Source organism: Gemmatimonas groenlandica (genome assembly GCF_013004105.1).
Taxonomy (GTDB): Bacteria; Gemmatimonadota; Gemmatimonadetes; order Gemmatimonadales; family Gemmatimonadaceae; genus Gemmatimonas; species Gemmatimonas groenlandica.
The window spans coordinates 4,362,504-4,382,698 of record NZ_CP053085.1 but is presented as its reverse complement, the minus strand read 5'-3'; the positions used below and the strand labels follow the sequence as shown (position 1 = coordinate 4,382,698).

13 protein-coding genes are annotated in these 20,195 nt (G+C 65.9%); 4 read left to right on the top strand and 9 right to left on the bottom strand.

Annotation, left to right across the window (positions count from 1 at the left end; all coding sequences use genetic code 11):
- The first annotated feature begins 141 nt into the window (after window positions 1–141).
- Together HKW67_RS18760 and HKW67_RS18755 are read left to right on the top strand one after the other, a co-directional pair.
- The gene (locus tag HKW67_RS18760; RefSeq protein ID WP_171226838.1) at window positions 142–1,278 is read left to right on the top strand and encodes a ketoacyl-ACP synthase III; all 1,137 of its coding nucleotides are present in this window, start codon (window positions 142–144) and stop codon (window positions 1,276–1,278) included.
- Window positions 1,278–2,774, top strand: coding sequence for an amidohydrolase (locus tag HKW67_RS18755; protein ID WP_171226837.1), 1,497 nt, complete (start codon window positions 1,278–1,280; stop codon window positions 2,772–2,774). Before HKW67_RS18760 ends, HKW67_RS18755 begins: the two co-directional genes overlap by 1 nt.
- A gap of 16 nt (window positions 2,775–2,790) precedes the next feature.
- Here HKW67_RS18755 and HKW67_RS18750 read toward each other — a convergent pair whose 3' ends face one another.
- Window positions 2,791–3,357: a DinB family protein gene (locus HKW67_RS18750; protein WP_171226836.1), complete on the bottom strand. Its 567-nt coding sequence runs from the start codon at window positions 3,355–3,357 to the stop codon at window positions 2,791–2,793.
- Between the two features lie 154 nt (window positions 3,358–3,511).
- Window positions 3,512–3,769 (bottom strand): CsbD family protein, encoded by a 258-nt coding sequence (locus HKW67_RS18745; protein WP_171226835.1) that lies wholly within the window; start codon window positions 3,767–3,769, stop codon window positions 3,512–3,514.
- Between the two features lie 160 nt (window positions 3,770–3,929).
- Here HKW67_RS18745 and HKW67_RS18740 point away from each other — a divergent pair, with 160 nt between their 5' ends.
- Window positions 3,930–5,552: an ATP-dependent DNA helicase gene (locus tag HKW67_RS18740; protein WP_171226834.1), complete on the top strand. Its 1,623-nt coding sequence runs from the start codon at window positions 3,930–3,932 to the stop codon at window positions 5,550–5,552.
- Here the strand turns inward: HKW67_RS18740 and HKW67_RS18735 are convergent.
- Together HKW67_RS18735 and HKW67_RS18730 are read right to left on the bottom strand one after the other, a co-directional pair.
- Entirely contained in the window at window positions 5,533–6,066 is a 534-nt protein-coding gene (locus tag HKW67_RS18735) for a GNAT family N-acetyltransferase (RefSeq protein WP_171226833.1), read from the bottom strand. The two genes, HKW67_RS18740 and HKW67_RS18735, sit on opposite strands and share 20 nt — an antisense overlap.
- A gap of 7 nt (window positions 6,067–6,073) precedes the next feature.
- Window positions 6,074–6,625 carry a protein-tyrosine phosphatase family protein gene (locus HKW67_RS18730; RefSeq protein WP_171226832.1) on the bottom strand — a complete coding sequence of 184 codons (552 nt, stop codon included), beginning with the start codon at window positions 6,623–6,625 and terminating at the stop codon, window positions 6,074–6,076.
- 91 nt (window positions 6,626–6,716) lie between these two features.
- On the opposite strand from HKW67_RS18730, the gene HKW67_RS18725 reads away from it, so the two are divergent.
- The gene (locus HKW67_RS18725; protein ID WP_171226831.1) at window positions 6,717–7,388 is read left to right on the top strand and encodes a polyamine aminopropyltransferase; all 672 of its coding nucleotides are present in this window, start codon (window positions 6,717–6,719) and stop codon (window positions 7,386–7,388) included.
- Here HKW67_RS18725 and HKW67_RS18720 read toward each other — a convergent pair.
- The 5 genes from HKW67_RS18720 to HKW67_RS18700 all read right to left on the bottom strand — a co-directional run bounded on the left by HKW67_RS18720 (window position 7,363) and on the right by HKW67_RS18700 (window position 20,191).
- Window positions 7,363–8,562: a DNA recombination protein RmuC gene (locus HKW67_RS18720; RefSeq protein WP_171226830.1), complete on the bottom strand. Its 1,200-nt coding sequence runs from the start codon at window positions 8,560–8,562 to the stop codon at window positions 7,363–7,365. The two genes, HKW67_RS18725 and HKW67_RS18720, sit on opposite strands and share 26 nt — an antisense overlap.
- Window positions 8,555–10,279 carry an exodeoxyribonuclease V subunit alpha gene (gene recD / locus HKW67_RS18715; protein WP_171226829.1) on the bottom strand — a complete coding sequence of 575 codons (1,725 nt, stop codon included), beginning with the start codon at window positions 10,277–10,279 and terminating at the stop codon, window positions 8,555–8,557. The genes HKW67_RS18720 and recD overlap by 8 nt, the downstream gene beginning before the upstream one ends.
- Window positions 10,276–13,452 carry a UvrD-helicase domain-containing protein gene (locus HKW67_RS18710; protein WP_171226828.1) on the bottom strand — a complete coding sequence of 1,059 codons (3,177 nt, stop codon included), beginning with the start codon at window positions 13,450–13,452 and terminating at the stop codon, window positions 10,276–10,278. Before HKW67_RS18710 ends, recD begins: the two co-directional genes overlap by 4 nt.
- Window positions 13,449–16,670: an exodeoxyribonuclease V subunit gamma gene (locus HKW67_RS18705; protein ID WP_171226827.1), complete on the bottom strand. Its 3,222-nt coding sequence runs from the start codon at window positions 16,668–16,670 to the stop codon at window positions 13,449–13,451. The genes HKW67_RS18710 and HKW67_RS18705 overlap by 4 nt, the downstream gene beginning before the upstream one ends.
- 110 nt (window positions 16,671–16,780) lie before the next feature.
- Entirely contained in the window at window positions 16,781–20,191 is a 3,411-nt protein-coding gene (locus tag HKW67_RS18700; RefSeq protein ID WP_171226826.1) for an amidohydrolase family protein, read from the bottom strand.
- Window positions 20,192–20,195: the final 4 nt, after the last annotated feature.

Below are 20,195 nucleotides of genomic sequence, written 5' to 3'. Positions count from 1 at the left end.
CGGAAATCCGTTACTCAGTGTTCTTGTGGCGCACGCCATCCGACCCTAGCGTTCAACGATCAGTCCGTCGGCTCGCCTCCCTCCCGCGAGCGCTCGACGCCGACACCGCAGTCCATTACGAACGACTCACCTACCCGTGCAATGACGCCAGCGCGCCATGCCGCAATCACAGGCTGGGGCGAAGCGCTCCCGCCTGCCATCCTGACCAACGACGATCTCTCGACCTTTCTCGAGACCTCCGACGAGTGGATCACACAGCGCACCGGCATGAAGGAACGCCGCGTGTCGCACATCTCGGCCATCGAAATGGCCACCATCGCCTCCGCCCGCGCCCTCGCCTGTGCAGGACTCGAGGCGGGTGAGGTGGACCTCATCATCTATGGTGGCTGCAGCAACGAAGAGGCGGTGCCCAACAGCGCCTCCGGGGTGCAGATCGCGCTCGGCGCCACGCGTGCCGCGGCGATGGATGTGAACACCGCCTGTACGAGTTTCCTGTACGGATTGTCTACCGCCACCGCGATGATCCAGACCGGCGTGGTGCGCAACGCCATCGTGATCGGCGTGGAGCTCATCAGCCGCTACATGGACTGGAGCAATCGCAACGTGGCGGTGCTCTTCGGCGACGGCGCGGCGGCTGTCGTGCTGCAAGCGACCGACAGCGAAGAAGGCGTGATCGGTACCGTGCTGGGGTGCGATGCCGAGGCGCGTCAGAGTCTGCGCGTGCGCGGCATCGGCTGCGGGTACGCGAACCGGGATGTTTCCCTTGGCGATACGCTCTGGGACTTCGACGGACAGGTCATCTTCAAGCGCGCCGTGCACGGCATGAGCGAGGCGGCCGCGCGAGTCCTGCGCGAAGCGAACGTATCGGCCGACGACATCGATCTGGTCGTGCCGCACCAAGCCAATTTGCGTATCATCGAAGCGGTGGCGAAGTACACCGGTATCGAGATGGATCGCGTGATGGTCACCGTGCACAGGTACGGCAACATGAGCGCGGCCACCGTACCCGTCAGCCTGGTCGACGCGCTCAAGGAGGGGCGCGTGAAGCCAGGTAGCCTGCTGCTGATGCCCGGATTCGGTGGTGGCCTCACTTTCGGTGCACTCCTCGTGCGCTGGGGCTCACGTACCACACCGCTTGGCGAATCATCGATCGTGATGCCGCCATGCGAACAGACCGCGCTCGAACTCGTCAATGAGATTCGGGCTAAGCAAGATCCGCACGGCCGGTCGCTGCGCGGACTCATGGAACCTGTGTTCGCTGAATCGAGGACTGTCTGATGACGCTTGGCCGCTATGCCACCTCCGCCGCTGTCGCCCTGCTCTGCCACGGCGCTGCCGCGACGTCCCTTTCCGCCCAGAAGGCGAAGGCGGCTGCCGGCGCGCCGAACACGACGGCGATGCTGACCGCGCTCGACACGAAGGCCGATCATTACGCCGATGTCGCCAAGCAGATCTGGGGCTTCGCGGAAGTCGGCTTCATGGAAGTGAAGAGCACCGCGCTGCTGCAGTCTGAACTCAAGACGGCGGGCTTCACGATCACCGCTGGCGTGGCCGGCGAGCCCACGGCATTTGTGGCCGAATACGGCAGCGGCAAGCCAGTGATCGCCCTGCTCGGCGAATTCGACGCGCTACCCGGTCTTTCCCAGGACGCCGCGCCGTCGCGCAACCCGCTCATCGCTGGCGGCCCCGGGCACGGTTGCGGACATCATCTGTTCGGCACCGCGAGCACGGCAGCGGCGATTGCGCTCAAGGATTGGATGCAGACGAACAACGTGAAGGGCACGTTGCGCATGATCGGCACGCCGGCCGAAGAAGGTGGATCGGGCAAAGTGTACATGGTGCGTGACGGCGTGTTCAACGACGTCGATGCGGTGATCGCGTGGCATCCGGGTGACGAGAACTCGATCACCGGCGAGCGCACGATGGCCAACATCAGCGGCAAGTTCCACTTTAAGGGCATCAGCGCGCACGCGGCAGCCGCGCCCGAGCGCGGACGGTCCGCCCTCGACGGCGTGGAAGTGATGAACGTGATGTCGAACTATCTGCGCGAGCATATCCCCGACGGCACGCGCATTCACTACGTCATCACTGACGGCGGACGCGCGCCGAATGTCGTGCCCGACGAAGCCGAGGTGTACTACTACGTGCGGCATGTCGACATGAATGTCGTGAACGACGTCTGGTCACGCGTCGTGAACGCGGCCAAGGGCGCGGCAGTGGGCACCGGCACGACCTACGAATTGCAGCTCACCGGTTCGGTGTACTCGCTGCTGCCGAACGAAACGCTGGCTAAGGTGCAGCAGCGCATGCTCGAGCGGGTTGGCGGCTACACCCTCACGCCGGCGGAGCGTACATTCGCCGAACAGCTGCAGAAGTCGCCGCAGTTCATGCCGCAGCCGCTCACGAACACCGCACTGATCAAGCCGCTTATCATCGGCGCGGCAGGCTCAGCATCCACCGATGTAGGTGATGTGAGCTGGGTGGTCCCCACGGTGCAGCTATCGGCGGCCACGTGGGTGCCGGGTACGGCGGCGCATTCATGGCAGGCCGTCGCCGCCGGCGGCATGAGCATCGGCGCGAAGGGCATGATGGTGGCCGCGAAGACGATGGCGTTGACCGGCGCCGAGCTATTCGCGACGCCGGCCACGATCGCGGCGGCGAAGGCGGAGCTCGATACGCGGCGCGGCGCGGGCTTCACCTATAGCACCGTGTTGGGCACGCAGAAACCGGCACTCGACTATCGCAAAGGCAGCGTGCCGGCGGCGAACAAGTAGGCCGCGCGGGCGAACGTCACCACATCAGATCGGTGACGTTCGCGCCGCGTGGTCGGCGTGATCGGATCTCCTTGCGCAGCAACACGATCTGCCCGGCATGATAGGCACCGTGTTCGGCCACGCCATCAGCCATGGTGGCGATGTTGTAGCTCTGCTTCTCAACGACCTTGAGAAAGCCGGACGACATGACCTCGCAGACGCGCACGGCCATCGCGCGATAGGCGTTCGCCATCTGGGCCTGAGAGTATTCCCAGGCTGCGGCCGTGCACGGGATGGGAATACGAGGCCAGTCCGATTCCGGCGACGGCTCTTCGAGCGCCAGCCCATCCATGCGCAATCGCGCCCGTTCGGCCCGCGCCGTGACGTGCAACACGATCTCCCACACGGTTTTCATGCTGCGAATGGGGCGCTCCACCGCTTCGGCGGCGTTCATGCCATCCAATGCTTCGCGCAGGGAGGGACCGTGCCACATCGGGCCGGTGATGGTGCGCCGCAGCCTTCCGGACAGGTGCCGAGCGTAGTCCATGTAGACATACTCGGGATGGCGGACTGGCTTGTCTTCGGGTACGTCGATGATCGGCATGAGAGCGCTTCCAGTGCGGGGGAAGCGCCAATAAAGCACCGGGGCGTCAGCGCACTGTCAGCGCTGACGCCCCGGATCCCTCAACTTGCGTCGCCGCAATAGCTACGCTGGGCGTCGGCTATGGGCTCAGCACCGCGCCGCTCCAGCGGGCGCGCTACTCCCTCGCCTTGTTGATGTTGCGGTCGTTGCGGTCGAGCACATCGTCGAGCTTCTGCTGCGCCTTACCCAAGGTCTGCTGCGCCTTGCCCTTGAGCTCCTCGCCCATGCCCTTGAGCTGCTGGCCACCGTCGCCGGTCAGTCCGCCCATCGCGTTGCGGGCGCGGCCCTTGGCCTCTTCCGCCGCACCCTTGGCGCGGTTGAGCAGGCCTTCCTCGTTCAGGTCGAGATCATCTGGTCGTTTCTTATCCGTCATGACATCCTCCGCTGAATGGCGGCTGGCGGCGGCACAGTTCGCCTGCGCGTTGGCCAGCAATGGGGCACCGACTGCGCCCGGGATGATGAGGGAGCATTCACCGTGCCAGCGGGGGGAAACGTGCGGAGAATCACGCGCCCACGACCGACTATTTTGCAGCATGTCGTCTCTGCCCCCTGCCCCTTCGGCGCCTGCCGCGCCGCTGCACACCGACGCCGGTCTCCACCTGCTGCGCTTCATGCGAGACGGGGATCTGCTGGTGTTCGACGAGAAGCGGCCGGGCGACGGGTTCGCGCAGTTCTACAGCCTCGAGCGCAACGAGCTGCGCAAGTTTGTGCGGGATGCTGTGCGCACCAAGCTGGAGCGCGTGCGCGAGCAGGATCTCTGTCAGTCGGCCTTCGACAAATATCGCGCCTATCTCGCCACGCTGCCGCCGGAGAAGGCACCCATGCCGCGCAAGGCGGTGCAGGCGGCGCGACGCATGGCCGTCGCCGAGAGCGGCGGTAGTGCTGAGCTCGCCGAGTTGTACGATCTGCTCGATGTGCGCGACCCGCGTCCGCTGTTCGTGACCGGGCGGGCCGGCACCGGCAAGAGCACGGTACTGCGACAGCTCGCCGCCGCCCAAGGGTCCAAGTGCGTGGTGCTGGCGCCCACCGGGCTCGCCGCGCTCAACGCCGGCGGTCAGACGATTCACTCCTTCTTCCGCTTTCCGCTCAAGCCGCTCACGGCGCGCGACATTCAGGGCGGCAAATGGCTGCAGGTGGCCCGTAAGCTCGACATGCTCATCATCGACGAGATCTCGATGGTGCGCGCCGACGTGGTCGACGCCATCGATGTCGCGATGCGCATGGCGAAGGGCAATGACCTGCCCTTCGGTGGCGTGCGCATCGTGATGTTCGGCGATCCGTTTCAGCTGCCGCCGATCGTATCGAAGGAGCAAGCGGGCGCCTTTGGCGACCTCTGGTACGACACGCCGCACTTCTTCGACGCGGCCGTGTTCAAGTACGACCCGCTCTCCACCATCGAATTCCGCACGGTGTATCGCCAGCGCGATCCCGTGTGGATCGCGCTGCTCGATCGCGTGCGTACGGCGACGCCCAGCGGCGACGACTATCGGCTGCTGCACACGCGCATCGATCGCGCCACCGACGACGAACTCGACGAGACGATCATTCTCACGGCGCGACGGCTGGACGCCGAACGGGTGAATAAACGGCGACTCGATGCACTCGACGACGCGCCGGCCACATTTTCGGCCGAACGAAGCGGCACGTTCGGGTCGCAAGTCGGCACGGGCACGTTCAAGCAGGATCCAGCCCCCGATCCGCTCGTGCTCAAGCGCGGGGCGCGCGTGATGTTCGTGAAGAACGATCCCGAGGAGAACTGGGTGAACGGTTCACTGGGCGAAGTGCAGGCCATCAGCGCCACGGGTGTGCTCGTAAAGCTCGACAGCGGCGCCATCGTCACCGTCGACGCGCAGGAGTGGCAGCAGCTCGAGTACTGGTACGACGACGAGGCCGACGAAATCCGGCAGAAGGTCGTTGGACGCTACAAGCAGATGCCGCTGCAACTCGCCTGGGCCGTCACGATTCACAAGAGTCAGGGACTGACCTTCGATCGCGTGCACGTGCACCTTGGCCGCGGTGCCTTCTCGCCCGGGCAGACATACGTCGCGCTCAGTCGTTGTCGCACGATGGAAGGGATGACGCTCGAGTCACCGATCGGCGCCGGCGACATGCGTTGCGATCAGCGCGTGGTCGAGTTCATGGCGCGAATGGCGTAGCACGCCAGGCGTAGCGCCACTCGGGATGCGACCGACCGTCGGGCGCCGCGTACATGATCTGCTCGACGGCTTCGGCACCGAGATGTTCGTAGAAGGCGCGGGCCCGCGTGTTCGCGTCGTAGCACCAGAGATACAGTCCGGGGTGCGTGGCGTGCGCGTGTGCACCACGCGCCACGGCGGTGAGCAGTCCCCGACCGATGCCCACCCCCTGATGCGACGGCAGCAGGTGCAAGTTGTCCACCAAGGTGCCCCACGTGGGATCCTCGTCGAGCGTCGCGAAGGCAAAGCCCACCGGCTCGCCGTCGTGCCTGGCCAACCATCCGAATTGCCGGTCGGTCATCATCGCCAGCTTGAGGTGCCACACTTCGAGGCGATCAGTGAGCAGATCGCCGTCGAGGTACGCATCGGAAAGGATGCCACGATAGGCACTGCGCCAGCTGGCACAGTGCAGCGCGGCCACCGTCTCCAGGTCGGCTACCGAAATGGCGTGCAATGTCACGGGCGTCTGGTTCATCACGCGATCACTCCGTCGATGGTTCCATCCACGCCCGCACGACCGCGCGTTGCGCGTCGGTCTGTGGCGAGCCGTCGGGGCCGAAGTACGCCACCTTCGCCGGCGACATGGTCGCGAACAGCGTTTTCACTTCGGTCAGCGCCTCGTCGCCGCTGCGTCCGTTGCGCACGAGCCAGCACCCTACCGTCATCCCCGTGCGCCCGACCCCGCCCCAGCAGTGCACATACACACGATGGCCCTGCGCGAGGCGTTCGTCGATCGTGTCGAGCACGCGCCGCATGAACACGTCGTCGCACACATCCATGTCGACGATGGAGAGGTAGTCGTGCACGACCTCCACCCCGCGTTCGGCCGCGAGTTCGCGGAGTCGCCCGATGTAGAGATCGAGCGGGTCGTCGGGATGCGTGAGATCCACGAAGGCCGTGACGCCCACGTCGAGGAACTGCTGCAACTTCGCGTCCCGGACACCGTGCGGCGTGCCGAAGCGCATGCCGGGATACTCGCCGGCCAGCAGCGCGGTCCCCGGTACCACGTAGGAATTGTCGATCGGACGGGACATTACTGACCGGAACAGGGCTCGGTGATACACTTCGCTGTCGATACGACTCCTCTTCAAGCTCCATAGCTCACCCTGCGCGAGCAAGTCCTCCGTGAAGCCATACGAACGCCTCGCCGAAGCCGCCGCCCCCGACGGCACGGTCCTTACGCTGTACCGCCACGACGGCGCGTTCCTGCTGCGCATCGATGGCATCGAGCTGATGTCGACGCGCCGTTCCCAGTCGGAAGTGCAGCTGGCTGCACTGGCCTGCCGCGGGTTGGCCGATCGCCGGGATGTGCGCGTGCTGGTGGGCGGACTCGGCTTCGGCTTTACCATGCGCGCCGCCCTCGAGCGACTGGGCGCCGATGCCAAGGTCGTGGTGGCCGAGATCGTCCCCGAGGTGATCGCGTGGAACCGGAACCCCGAGTTCGCGCTCGCCGGCGCGGCCATGAACGATCCGCGCGTGGATATCCGCCTGGGCGACGTGCTGCCGCTGTTGCGCGAACACGTTGGCGCGTTCGACGCCATCATGCTGGACGTAGACAACGGCGCCGAGTCGCTGACCACGAAGGGGAACGCCAAGCTATATGCCGATGCAGGCATACAAGCGGCGATCGCGGCCCTGCGTCCGGGTGGACGCGTCATCTACTGGTCGGCCGACGCCGATCCCGCCTTCGCGAAGGCGCTGCGACGCAACGGACTCACCGTGACCACCGAAAAGAGCCGCGCCCACGGCAAGAAGGGCGCGGAGCATGAGCTCATTGTGGGGGAAAAGCGTCCGTAGACGGCAGCTCCAACAGCGACGCCGCCTCCGCCTCCGGCAACCGCTCGGCGGCGCGCAGCTTCTTCTCCATCGCCCGGCTGCGCTGACCGGTTTCCTCGATCGTGCGACTGGCCGTGTTGAGCTGCCGTTGCACCTTGTTGAGCACATCACCGAACTTGCCGAATTCGGTTTTTACCGCGCCGAGCACACGCCACACCTCAGCCGCGCGCTGCTCGACGACGAGCGTCTGAAAGCCCATGCGCAGACTGGTGAGAATCGCCGCCAGAGTGGTCGGCCCCGCCACCACCACGCGATACTGCTGCTGCAGATCGCTCACCAGCGACGGGTGCCGCAGCACTTCGGCGAACAGTCCTTCGGTGGCCAGAAACATGATCGCGAAGTCGGTGCTGGCCGGCGGATGCACGTACTTGTCGTGAATCTCCTTGGCCGACCCGCGCACGGTTCGCATGAGCGCATCACTGGCTGCCTGCACCGCCGCGACGTCGCCCTGATCTGACGCGTCCTGCAGTCGCAGCCAGTCTTCCTGCGGAAACTTGGAATCGATCGGCAGCCACACGCAGCTGGCCGGATCGTCCACTGGTCCCGGCAACCGCACCGCAAACTCCACCCGCTCCGCAGTGTCCAGCCGGATGCACACGTTCTTGTCGTACTGCTCCGGCGTGAGGACCTGCTCGAGAATAGCCCCAAGCTGCACTTCGGCCCACGTGCCGCGCGCCTTCACGTTGGTGAGGACGCGCTTGAGGTCACCCACACCGGTGGCAAGATGCTGCATCTCGCCGAGTCCCTTGTGCACGGTGTCGAGACGATCGCTGACGAGTTTGAACGACTCGCCGAGGCGTTTCTCGAGCGTATCGTGCAGCTTTTCGTCGACGGTGCGGCGCATTTCATCGAGCTTGCGCTCATTGCCTTCCTGCAACTCACGCACGCGCTGATCGAGCGTGCCGCGCACGCGGTCGAGCGACGACTGTGTGGCGTCGATAGACTTGGTGACTTCTTCTCGCAGCTCACGCGCCGACACCCGCGCTTCGTCGCGCGCACTGCGCAGCTCTTCACGCAATTCACGACGGGCCACCTCCGGATCGGCGGCAGCCTTCGCGCGGAAAAGCACCAACAGCAGCAGTACGACCGCGAGCGCCGCGCACGCCAGCGTGAGCATCGCAATCGGATCACCCATGGGTCGCGCTCTCGCGACACGTCGCCTGGCGCAACAATGCCTCGAGTCCACTGCCTCGGCGCACCGTGCGGGACACGGCCGATCGCATCACCGACTCATCGCCGACGATCAGCACCTGCTGCCGTGCACGCGTTACCGCGGTGTACAGCAGCTCACGTCCCAGCACCCGACTGCCTTTGGCGGGCAGCATGATGATCACGTTCGTGAACTCCGAGCCCTGCGCCTTATGCACGGTCATGGCCCATGCCGTCTGTGTTTCGGGCAAACGCGCCGGCTGAATGGCGCGCGTCACCCCCTCTGGGGCTGGGAAGTGCACGAGCATTTCGCCGTCGTCTTCCCAGGCCACGCCCACGTCGCCGTTGAACACCTGCGTACCGTAGTCATTCGCCATCACCATCACCGGACGCCGATGATACCAGCGCTCCGTGATGACGGTACCCTGACTGCGCAGCCAGCGCTCGACCTCGGCGTTGATGCCGGACACTCCCCAGGTGCCTTCACGCTCGGCGCAGAGCACGCGGAATCCATCGAGGGCCGTGAGGGCCGCGGCTGGCGTGGCAGCAGCGAGACACGCTTCCACATGCGGCACGAGCAGCGACAGCAGTTCGGCCCGATCGTGCGGTGCCGGTGCCCAACGGACGTCGGGCCGTTCGGTATCGTGCACAACGGCCGCGAGTGCCGTGGCATCGCCGGCCAGAATGGCGGCGGCGGCATTGCCAATGGCGGGGTGCGCTTCGAACCGGTAGCTGCGGGTGAGACGCTCCACGCGGTCGTGGAGTGGGTTGCCTACGCCGAGGTCCTGCGCGACGCGACAGATCGCCCCCAGCACGTCCCCCGCTTCCACGCTGGCCAGCTGATCCTGGTCACCCACCAGCAGCAGCGTGGCGTGTACCGGAAGGGCGGCCACGAGTGCATCCATGAGCAGCACGTCCACCATGCTGGCTTCGTCGAGAATCACGAGGTCGTACGGCAGCGGCGTACCGGCGCGCGACCAGAAGCGATCGCGATCGGGTTGATAGCCGAGCAACCGGTGCACCGTGCGCGCGTCCTGTGGCACACGCGCACGCACCTCGGGCGACGCCTCCATGGCATCGAGTCGCAGACGAATCGACTCAGAGAGCCGGGAGGCCGCCTTACCGGTAGGCGCGGCGAGCGCCACGCGCAGCTCCGGCTCTCGCTCGAGCGTTTCGACGAGCAATGCCGCGATGCGCGTCGTCTTTCCCGTGCCCGGGCCACCGGTGATCACGCGAAACGTCGGTTCACTGCGGCTCAGCGATGCGTGAATGCGCGCGGCGATGCGCTGTTCGGCGTCGAAGTACCGCCGGAATTGCAACATCGAGCCGTGTAGCACCAGCGGCGATGCGAGAGCACTGTTCGCGGGCAGCACAACCGAAGGTACCGCTTCCAGCATCGTGCGCCACCAGGCGGCATCGCGTTCGCGTATCTGCGCGCAGCAGTCGTCGGCGCCGACCTCCGTGGCGAGCTCGCGGGCCAGCTCCGTCGCTTCGGTAGCGAGATCGCTCAGCGACAGCGCGCTGTGGCCGTCGTCGCGCGCACGTGCAAGCAGCGCGACCGCCACAGCGATGGGTACGGCCGTTTCACCAGACAGGCCAGCCCGTCGGCGCGTGACCTCGCCAAGGACACGGTCACTGGTGGAGAGCAGGTACTGCTCGACGGCAGCATCGAAGAATGCAGTGCGGTGGAGATCCACACTCATGGCGTGCCTCCAAAGGCGCGATCGAGCGCGTGCAGCAGCTCGGGTGTCGGCGCATCGGTGAACCAGCCGTCGTGTCCGGTCGCGGCGATACCGCGCAGGAACGCGTAGGTGACCTGTCCCCAGTGGTTGCGCGCATTGTATCCAGCTTGGCGCGCCCGCAGGTGCCGATGGAGTGCCACCAGATACACGTGATACTGCAGGGTGTAGTGCGCCGCGTGCATCGCGTGCCCGAGCGCAGCGGGGGTATAGTCAGCGTCGTTGGCGCCGAGCCAGTTCGATTTCCAGTCGAGAATGTGCCAGCGCCCCGCGTGCTCAAAGGCGAGGTCGATCGAGCCGGTGAGATAGCCACGGAACTGATCGTCACGCAGCCGTCTCAACATCGGCGCGTACTCGCGTGCGTGGTCTGAGCCTTGCGTCTCGAGCGCGCTCGCCACCGCCGCCATCGAGAAATCCCGCACGGGCATGGCAAAGCGCCACTCGCGCAACGTAGCTGCAGTCGGCACCGCGCTCAGCGCGAAGCCCGCGTCGGGAATTTCGGCGCGACAGACCGTGTCGATCATCTCGCGGATGTGCGTCGGAGTCCACCGTCCATCGCGTGGCACCGTCACGCCGTACGCGCGAAGGGCGTCCTGCACGGCCGCGTCGGTGGTCGCGTCCGGATTCGTGAAGTCGGTGTGCTCGAACAGGCCGTGTAGCACGTTACCGATATCGGCACCGGCCGGCACACCGCGAAAGCCCGCCACATGCATGGCGGTGCGACGCGCCTCATCGGGTTGCAGGATGTCGTCGACGTCACGGCTGTCCACGTGCGACACGTTGCGTGTGAGCACGGTGAAACTGCTGCTGCGCCAGATGGCCAGCTGACCCGGCGCCGTCGCGAACGTGAGCGCTGCGCGGCGTTCGGGCGGCTTGGCCGGGGCCGGTGACCGCGTCGACGGTGCCTCCAAGACCACGTCGGCGATACCCATCGTACCGACGCTGGCGGCGATCAGCGTATCGATCGGCTCCCGCTCCACCGTGTCACCAGTGCCCTGAATGAGCCAACCGAGCGGCGACGCGGCGGCGTCGGAGAACGTGCCCCACGTCACGTAGCATCGGGACTCGGCACGCGTCAGCGCCACGTACGTGAGACGCAGATCTTCACCGAGCTGTTCGAGCGCCTTCTGTTCACTGCGCAGTGCCTGCGAAGGCGAACCGATATCGAGCACCATCCCGTCGTCGAGCGGCGTGAGCGAGTACGGTACATCGAGTGCCTTCGGCGCGAACGACTTCGTGCGCCAGAGCGTGGGGCAGAACACGACAGGCCACTGCAGGCCTTTGGCCTTGTGAATGGTGAGGATCTGCACGGCATCGGCATCGCTTTCCAGCCGCATTTCGCGACGTTCGGGCGTGATAGCGGAACCGCGCTCGCTCGCCACCCAGCCGAGCACCGCGTCGGGCGTGAGCGCCGAGACTGCGTCGGCCTCCTGCAGAATCTCGAGGACATGCCGCACGTTCGTGACTCGGCGGTCGCCATCGACCAGCGACAGCAGTCGCGCCGTGGCACCGCACTCGTTCATCAACCACGCCAGCGCCGTAGCGCCACCATGTCGCAACCACATCGTTCGCGCCCGAACCAGCCGATCGAGCACACCGTTCCAGGCGCCGTTCCCGTCGTTGCGCAGGGTATCCGCCACCGCCACCGCGTCGCATCCCCAGAGGCGCGTGGCCATCGCCGCCCGAACCGCCGCACCGTCGCGCGGCGTGGCAATCGCTTCAGCCAGCCGCACGAGTTCATCAGCTTCGTCACTGGCCAGCACATCCTGATTCGCGCCCACGACACATGGAATGCCCGCCGCATCGAGCGACATTTTGATTTCCTGTGCCTCGGCATTGGTGCGCACCAGTACGGCCATCTGAGCCGCGCCGAGGCCGTTGGCCATCAGGCGCTGCATTTCTACGGTGACCGCCAAAATAGCCAGCGAAGCGCCCTGTTCTTTCGCGATGCTGTTCTTCGACGTGTTGTGCATCTCGCCCACCCACATCCACTCCAACGCGTGCCCGCCGTCATCCGCGATGGCTTCGGGAATGCGCACCTGATTTGCCGCCGTGACCTCGGGCACACCGATCAGGTCGGGGCTGCAGGCGAACGGCTCGCGGTTGTTCCGAAAGAGCTGCGTGACGCCACGAACCATCGCATCGGTGCTGCGGAAATTCGTGAGCAAGGTGTAGCGGCGTTCGATGTTCGCGGCAGCCTTGAGATAGGCATGCACATCGGCGTTCCGGAACGCGAAGATGGATTGCTTCGGATCGCCAATCAGGAACAGCGGAGACCCACTGAATGCCATCGAGAAGATTGGGAACTGGGTGGGATCGGTATCCTGGAATTCATCGATCAGCGCCACGCGGAAGCGTTCGCGGATACGCGAGGCCAGCAGCCCCCCCGATCCTTCGGCCACCAGAATATCGTGCAGCCGGCGCAGGAGATCGTCGAAGCCCATCAGGTGACGCGCCTGCTTCTCCTGCTCGAATGCCTTCGCCACAGTGAGCACGAAGTCCTTCAGCAGCTGGGGCGCGAACTCGGGCGCAGCGTCGATCGTGGTACGCGGATGCCGCAGGTACGGCCGCACCAGATTCCGGATCCACGCCAGCGGATCGTCCCCGTCATCGGAAATCAGCGCGGCCACTTCCGGGTCATGCAGCACGCGCCGGCGCAGCCAATCCTGCGTGAGTCGCTGCAGGATCTCGGTGTCGTCTTCGAGGAACGTACCGCCGAAATGTACGCGACTTTCCAACGCGCTCTCGGAGAGCACGCGGTGACAAAAGCCGTGAATGGTGGACACGCCGAGCTCGTCGAGCGCACCGAGAGCGGCGCGTACAATGGGCGCACCGGCGCTTCCGTGCAGCTCTCGCAAGACGAACAGGTCGTCGTTGCCGGCGTCGCGCGGCGGCGGCGTATCGGACCAGACGCGATCGGCATCGCGCAACACCGCACGAATGCGGCCGATCAGTTCCTGGGTCGCCTTCTCGGTGAACGTGACCACGAGAACCTGTCCGAGATGCTCCACCTTGCGTTCGAGGAGCAGCCGCAGCACGAGTCGGGTGATCGCGAACGTCTTTCCCGTGCCAGCGCTGGCTTCCACGAGCGTGATGCCGGGCTCCAGCGCCACACGCAGCGCGTTGAAAGGCATCATAGGCCGGCCCCCGCCACCATGTGCGGCGACCACGATGGTTCGAACAGCATGGTCGTGAGGCGCACGAACTCCGCGTCGGACGCATCAAACGCCAGTGTGTCCCGGAAGCACAACTGCAGATACGGATCCGACTCGTCGCCGGGGGCACCGAAGTCGTTTCCCCTGAACGCGGCCACGGCCTTCTTGATGGGGAGCTGCGCCTTGGCGCGCGACTTCGGATTGAGCGCGATCTTGGCGTTGTGCACCATGGATGCCCGATACGCCTCGGCCGCATTCGGAAAGAACGGCAACGGAGCCCGCCTCGCGTCGTGCATGGCACTGATCCAGCCGTCCAATACGTCGGTAGCGTTCGGCACTTCGATCATCGACTCGACGATCGCCTTCTCCTTCTTGCTGTCGGGATACGTGAGTACCGTGGTACCCGGTACCTCAGCCCCCTGCTGCCTCGCCGCACACATCACGACGTGCTCCACCCACGCCACGATCCGGTGCCGTGCCGACACGCTCCCCGTGCGCACGACGTAGCGGGCGTTCTCGATCACGCCCTCCACCGCACCGGTGATACACCAGTCGGTGCCGAGTACCGTGAGCGCGGCGCTGGTGCGGGCACCCTCGGGCAGCGCGTCGATCACCGGTCGCGCTTCGTTCTCCAGGCGCGTGAACCACGACGCGCCGAGGGCGCCGGGTGGCAGCTTGCCGACCGCCACCAGCTGACGCTGCATCCACTCCACATCTCGACGGCCAGTCATTACCGACCGCAGAATGTCGGCGCGCACACCGCCCTGCTTCAACTTGTTGAGCCAGTGTAGCTCACTGTCCGGGCTGTCGGTCGCACCGGCGTCGGGAAGACGCAGACGCAACACCTGTTCGCAGAACCACTGCGACGGATTACTCCAGAAGCTGGTCAGGTTGCGCAGCGAGATCTCGGCCACGTCATCATTCACGAGATCGGGCACCGTGTCCACGAAGAACGGAAAGCCATCAGCATCCGCCGGGACCGACGCCTTGCCTGCCAACGGTGAGAACGAGATCAAACGTGGGTCGTCGGTGCTGACATAGCGATCGCTGAACGCCTGCAGCGGATGCCGCAGCACGAGCTTGGCCCGTGCGCTTCCATTGGTGCGTCGATCGAGATGGTCGAGCAACTCGTCGACCACGATCGATGGCGCCCGCGCCGCGTTGTCGCGGGGGTCGTTTCCACTGTAGGTGAGCACCACGCGCGACTCGGCCGCCATCAGCAGATCGAGAAAGAGCTGGCGGTCATCGTCGCGCAGATTGCGATCACCGTCGCGCGCTTCGCACGACAGCAAGTCGAACGCCGGGCGACGGTCGCGTCGCGGGAATGCCGCGTCGTCGAGGCCGGCCACGGCGATCACCTTGAACGGCACGCTGCGCATTGGTTTGAGCGCGGCCACCGTGAGTCGGCCGCTGAGAAAGCCGGAGCCAAAGCTGTCGTCGGCGAGCTCCTGCTCGAGCCAGTCGCGCACCACGCTGAACGGGACGAGCGCGGTGTACCCCGTCTGCTCGGCCGTGGTGGAGAGGGCCTGCATCACCAGGCGTACCGTGTTCAGCCCCTCGCGCTCGTCGGCCGACGTGGGCTGCACGACGAGGTCGAGGAATTCCGACAAGGCGGCCGACCAGTCGGCGATCGATCGCGACTGTCGCCAGGACTGCAGCGTCACCGCGAGCATATCGATCCACTGCGACAGCGCCGCGATCGCTGCGGGATCGCCCACCGTGTCGCCGGCTTGCGGCAGCACGCCCAGCACGAGTTCCGGAAACGCACCGGCCATCTGCCCCAGCAGCAACCGATCGAGTCCGGTGCGCCATGTCGGCATGTCGGCTGCCGGCAGCGCGAGACGCGCCAGTGCCTCGTCGTCGTACCCCCAGCGCACGTTGGCCTCGCGCGTGATCTGCGCGAGATACTCCACCTGCCCGTCGTCGAGGCCGGCTGCGGTGTGTATCGCCGGCTGTTCCAGCACGCCGAACACTTCGGAATGCGTGAGGCGACCGCCCTCGAGCGAGAGCAGCCGCAGCACCGCGGCGGCCACCGATTCGTCGCGACGGCGGCGATCGGCCACGGTGAACGGAAGGGTCACCGATCCGTCGTTCGCGCCGAATACCGACTGCACGAGGGGGGCCCAGTCGCTGATGTCCGGCACCAGCAGCAGCACGTCGTGCGGCCTGAGCGTGCGATCGGTCACGAATGCGTGGCCGATCTGATCGCGAATGATCTCGAGCTCGCGCAGCTTCCCGTGCGCCGCGTGCACGCGCAGCGAAGTGTCGTCGGCCGAAAGCGTCAGCTCGCTCGAGCCATTCGCGCGACGATCGCCCGCACTCGCCATTTCCTGTTGCAGTAGCGCGAGCAGCGTAGCCGAGCCGCTGGCCGACTCGTCGTGCAGTGCCGTCACCGTAGCGCCCTGCGCCACCAGTAGGCGCTGCAGAACTTGCCCTTGACTGCCGAATGCCTTGGCCAGCGGATGCGGTGTCGTCTCCGCCGACGCCGCATGATCGGGCAGCAGCGCGGCATACACCGTGACCTCGGTGTGCCGCGCGATCGCTGCCAGCAGTTCGATGATGCGAGGCGGCAGCGAGCTCACGCCGAACACGGAGACCCGAGCCGGCAACGACAGTGAACCCGGCGGGGCCGCATGGATATGCGCCAACAGTCGCGTGAGCCGGCGCGCCCCGTGTTCCGCGCCATTCGCGCACAATGCACGCCAAAGCGCCGCCTGCCAGCGCTCATGCGGCGAGTTGAGCGGGTGCTCGCCGCGCTCCCACGCCTCGAGCAGATCATGCCGAAACAGCTGATAGTCGTCGAACCGCGCGGCGACTTGAGCGGCGAGTCCGAAGCGCATCCGGTCGTCACCGTCGCCGAGATAGCGGGACAATGCCGTATAGCGCTGGTCACCCGGATCCACGTCACGCAGCAGGTCATCCACCCGCCAGGTCATCGACTCGCGCGAGAAGGGATCGACGTCGCGCTCCGACATCCCCACGGAGGCGGCCAGCGAGCGTACGAAGCGCGCGGGGAACGGCAGTTCCACCGAACCCGCACAGCCCAGCGCGTCGGCCATCGCAAGCGTGAGCCATTGCCGCATACCCTGACTTTGCACCACGATGATTTCCGTGTCGCGCGGCGGAAGAGGCGCCGCCTGCAGTCGCGCGATCAGATGGTCGCGCAGCACGCCCAGTCGCGGGGCGATATACACATTCATGATTGGGATTCTAACGTGTGAAGAGCCCGTCGACGTCCTGGAGTCATGCGGAAAGCGCATGACTCCAGGATAGTCTCAGGTTCTGACAATGGCCTACGGACCCGCTGCGACTACTTCGAACCCGCCTTCGTAGCCGGCGCGATAGGACGGTTGGGGACCACCGGACCATCACGCTTGGTCGGGTACGTCTCGGCCAGCGTATTACCGTCGTACATCCGGCCGTTCTTCATGACGAACTTGATCTTGAGGGTGTTGCGCAGGTTGACCAGCGGATCGGCATCGAGCACCACCAGATCGGCGAGCTTGCCGACTTCGATCGAGCCCACGTCGCCTTGCAGTCCGATCGCCTGCGCGCCCATCGCCGTGGCGGTGCGCAGCGCTTCCATCGGCGTCATGCCACCGCTCGCCATGGCCCACAGCTCCCAGTGGTAGCCGAGTCCCTGCAGCTGGCCGTGACTGCCGATGCCGAGCCGTCCACCAGCGCGGAGGATCTTGGTGGCTTCCGTGGCCAACTGCGGGAAGATGTACTCCTCATCGCGGAACCAGCCGCCGGCCGTGCCACCACCGGGCATCGACGCCATGCGACGACGCGTCTTGAGCGCCAGCTCCTCGTACGCGGTGAAGCGCTGGAGCTTGGGGTCGCCGTACGGATTCTCCTTCGTGTAGAAGTAGTTCTCGCCCCACGGACCGCCGTAATTCACCAGCAGCGTGGGCGTGTACGTGCGATTCGACCACGCCATGAACTTCGTGACGTCGCTTCCGAGCGGCACGATGCCCATCGAGTGCTCGAGGCCGGGATAACCGTCGATCGTCTCGCTGAGATTGAGCTTCACGTCGAGCGAGCCTTCCGTGGTGGGCATGAGCTGCTGCTCGCGCGCCGCCTTGATGATCCACTGGCGTGTCTGACGCACGCCGGCCACGTACATCTTGATCGTCTTGGTGTCGTAGTAGCTGCTGTAGCGCTTGAGGATGCTGCGCGCATGCTCCTGGTCGCGGATGAGATCGCGATCGAAAATGCCGGGGCCTGTGGAGAAGATCCGCGGGCCGATGATCTGACCGGCATCGACCATGTCCTGATATGTGAGCACGTCGGTCGTGGCGGTTTGCGGATCGCGCGTGGTGGTCACGCCGTACGCGAGATTCGCCAGATACGCCCACGGCTGCGTTTCGTGAATGGTGCCGCGTTCGGCGCGCAGGTGCGCATGCGTGTCGACGAAGCCGGGGATCACGGTGGCGCCGGCCAGATCCATCTCGGTCGCCCCAGCAGGCACGGTCACGCTGCCCGAGGCGCCAACCGCGGTGATGCGATTGCTCGTGATGACGAGGTCACCACGGGCGATGATTTCGTCACCCTTCATGGTGATCATGCGCGCGTTGCGCAGCACCACGGTCCCCCGAGGGATGTCGCGCGTGGCCTGCACCAGCACGCGCTTCTCGGCAGGCGCGTACGGCCGCGGACGCAGACTATCGGCCACGGTGGAGTCACGGCGCGACGCGGCGATCGCAGCGTCACGCACCGCCGCCGAGTCAAGATCGTATACCACGTGCGCATTGCCGATCGACCAGTGCACGCGCTTGCCGTTGCTGCTCCACGCCGGGAACTGTCCACCGATATCGGTGAGTCGCTTCACCGGCACGGCGGCCGTGTTCGGATCGGCCACGCTCACCGACGGCTGCGTTCCGCGAGGCGGCACGACCACCGTGTAGAAATCCTGATTTATCTGCGCCAACGCCACGTCGCCGCTGGGCGACATGAGCGTGAGTGTCGCCGACGGGCCCGGCGTGTTGGGCTCCTCGGCGTCGCGCTGCAACATGAGTTCCGACGGATTTACGTCGTGATCGTCCACGTTGCCGCCGGCGGCGGGCCCGGTCACGCGCAGGTGCCGCTGTTCGTCGCTGCCATCCCAGCGGATCGACACGAGTCCGTTCGCGTTGGATGACAGGTAGATGCGCGACGTGTCCTTCGAGAAGTGCGGCACGCTGCGACCGGCAGCCCGCGCGATCAGCGTGGGCTCACTGCCCCCGACGGCGGTGGGCGTGGCGGGATACCACACGATGTTCGTGGGCGCCGTCACGCCGGTCTGATCACGACGACCCTGCGCGGCGGTCTGCGTGAGCACGATGCGCGTACCGTTCGGCGACCACACCGGCTGACGCAGCGTTCCGACCACTTTGCTCAGCAACACCGGGGCCGCAGCTCGCGGTGACACCGCGGTCTTGTACAGGCGTCCGCCGTCGTCGGACCACGTGACCCACGCCAGCGACTTGCCGTCGGGCGACCAGGCCGGCTCCGACTCGATCGTGTTCAACGTGGAGACGCGCCGCGGCGTGCCGCCCGGGTAGTCCATCACGTACAACTTCTCGAGCGCAATGAACGCGAGCTGCTTGCCATCGGGACTTGGCACGGCGTCGCGTATCTGCCGTACGGTGAACTGCGCGCTGTCAGAGATCGGATACTTGAACGCCAGCTCCGGCCCGGCTTCGACCGTGGCCTGCACGCGAAACGGAATCTCCGTTTGCCCGCTGCCGTCGATCGCCACGCGCCAGATCTTGTTGGCGTAACTCGCGATCAACTCCTTCGAGTCGGGCGTAAAGCTCATGCCGGGGAGGGCGTCCAGTGGCGCGCGCGATTCCATCTCGTCGCGTTGCGTCGGATAGGCCAACCAGCGCTCTTCGCCGGTAGCGAGTTCGCGCACGCGGAGTCCGGTCTTGTCTTCGTAACGTGAGCCGTACACCAACCACTTGCCATCAGGGCTCAGCGTGGGGCGCACGGCCGATCCGTAGCGCGTCGACTGCACTTCGCGCTCGCCGGTGTCGCGGTTGTACACGTAGATCTGATACTGCGGGAACTGCGAGTTGTAGTTCCAGGCGCCGGTACGCTGCGTGTACCAGATCGACTTCCCGTCAGCGCTGAAGGCGGCACCGGCCTGCTGCACCGCGGTACCCGGCGCCGCGTTCGGCGGTGCCGTGTACAACGACATGCCGTTGCCACCGTCGGCGTGATACATCCAGAGCGTGGGGAGTCCACCGCGGAACCCACCCTTGCTGGCCACGATGTACTTGCCATCGGGCGACCACTCGGCCGACAGATACACGTTCGTCTTGCCGCGCGTGATGGCCTTCACCGTCTTCGTAGCGAGGTCCACCGCGTGCACGTTATCGGCACCTTCGCGATCGGAGATGAACACGATCGACTTGCCATCGGGGCTGAAGCGCGGCTGCGCATCGAACGCCATCCCGCTGGTGATGCGCGTCGCGTCACCCCCGGCGAACGGCATGGTGTACAGATCGCCGAGCATGTCGAAGGCAATCGTGGAGCCGTCTGGGCTCACATCGAGCGATAGCCAGGTGCCTTCGCGCGTGTCGAGGGAGAACGTGCGGCCCACTTCGAGCGGCAGGGGCTTCTCCGGAGCGCGTGCACCGGCGCGAGGGGCGGCGCCTTGTCCCTGGGCGACGAACGGGGCGGTGGTAGCGATTGCGGCAGCGCACAGCGCGCTGAATCGCCAGGGCGAGCGGGACATCAAG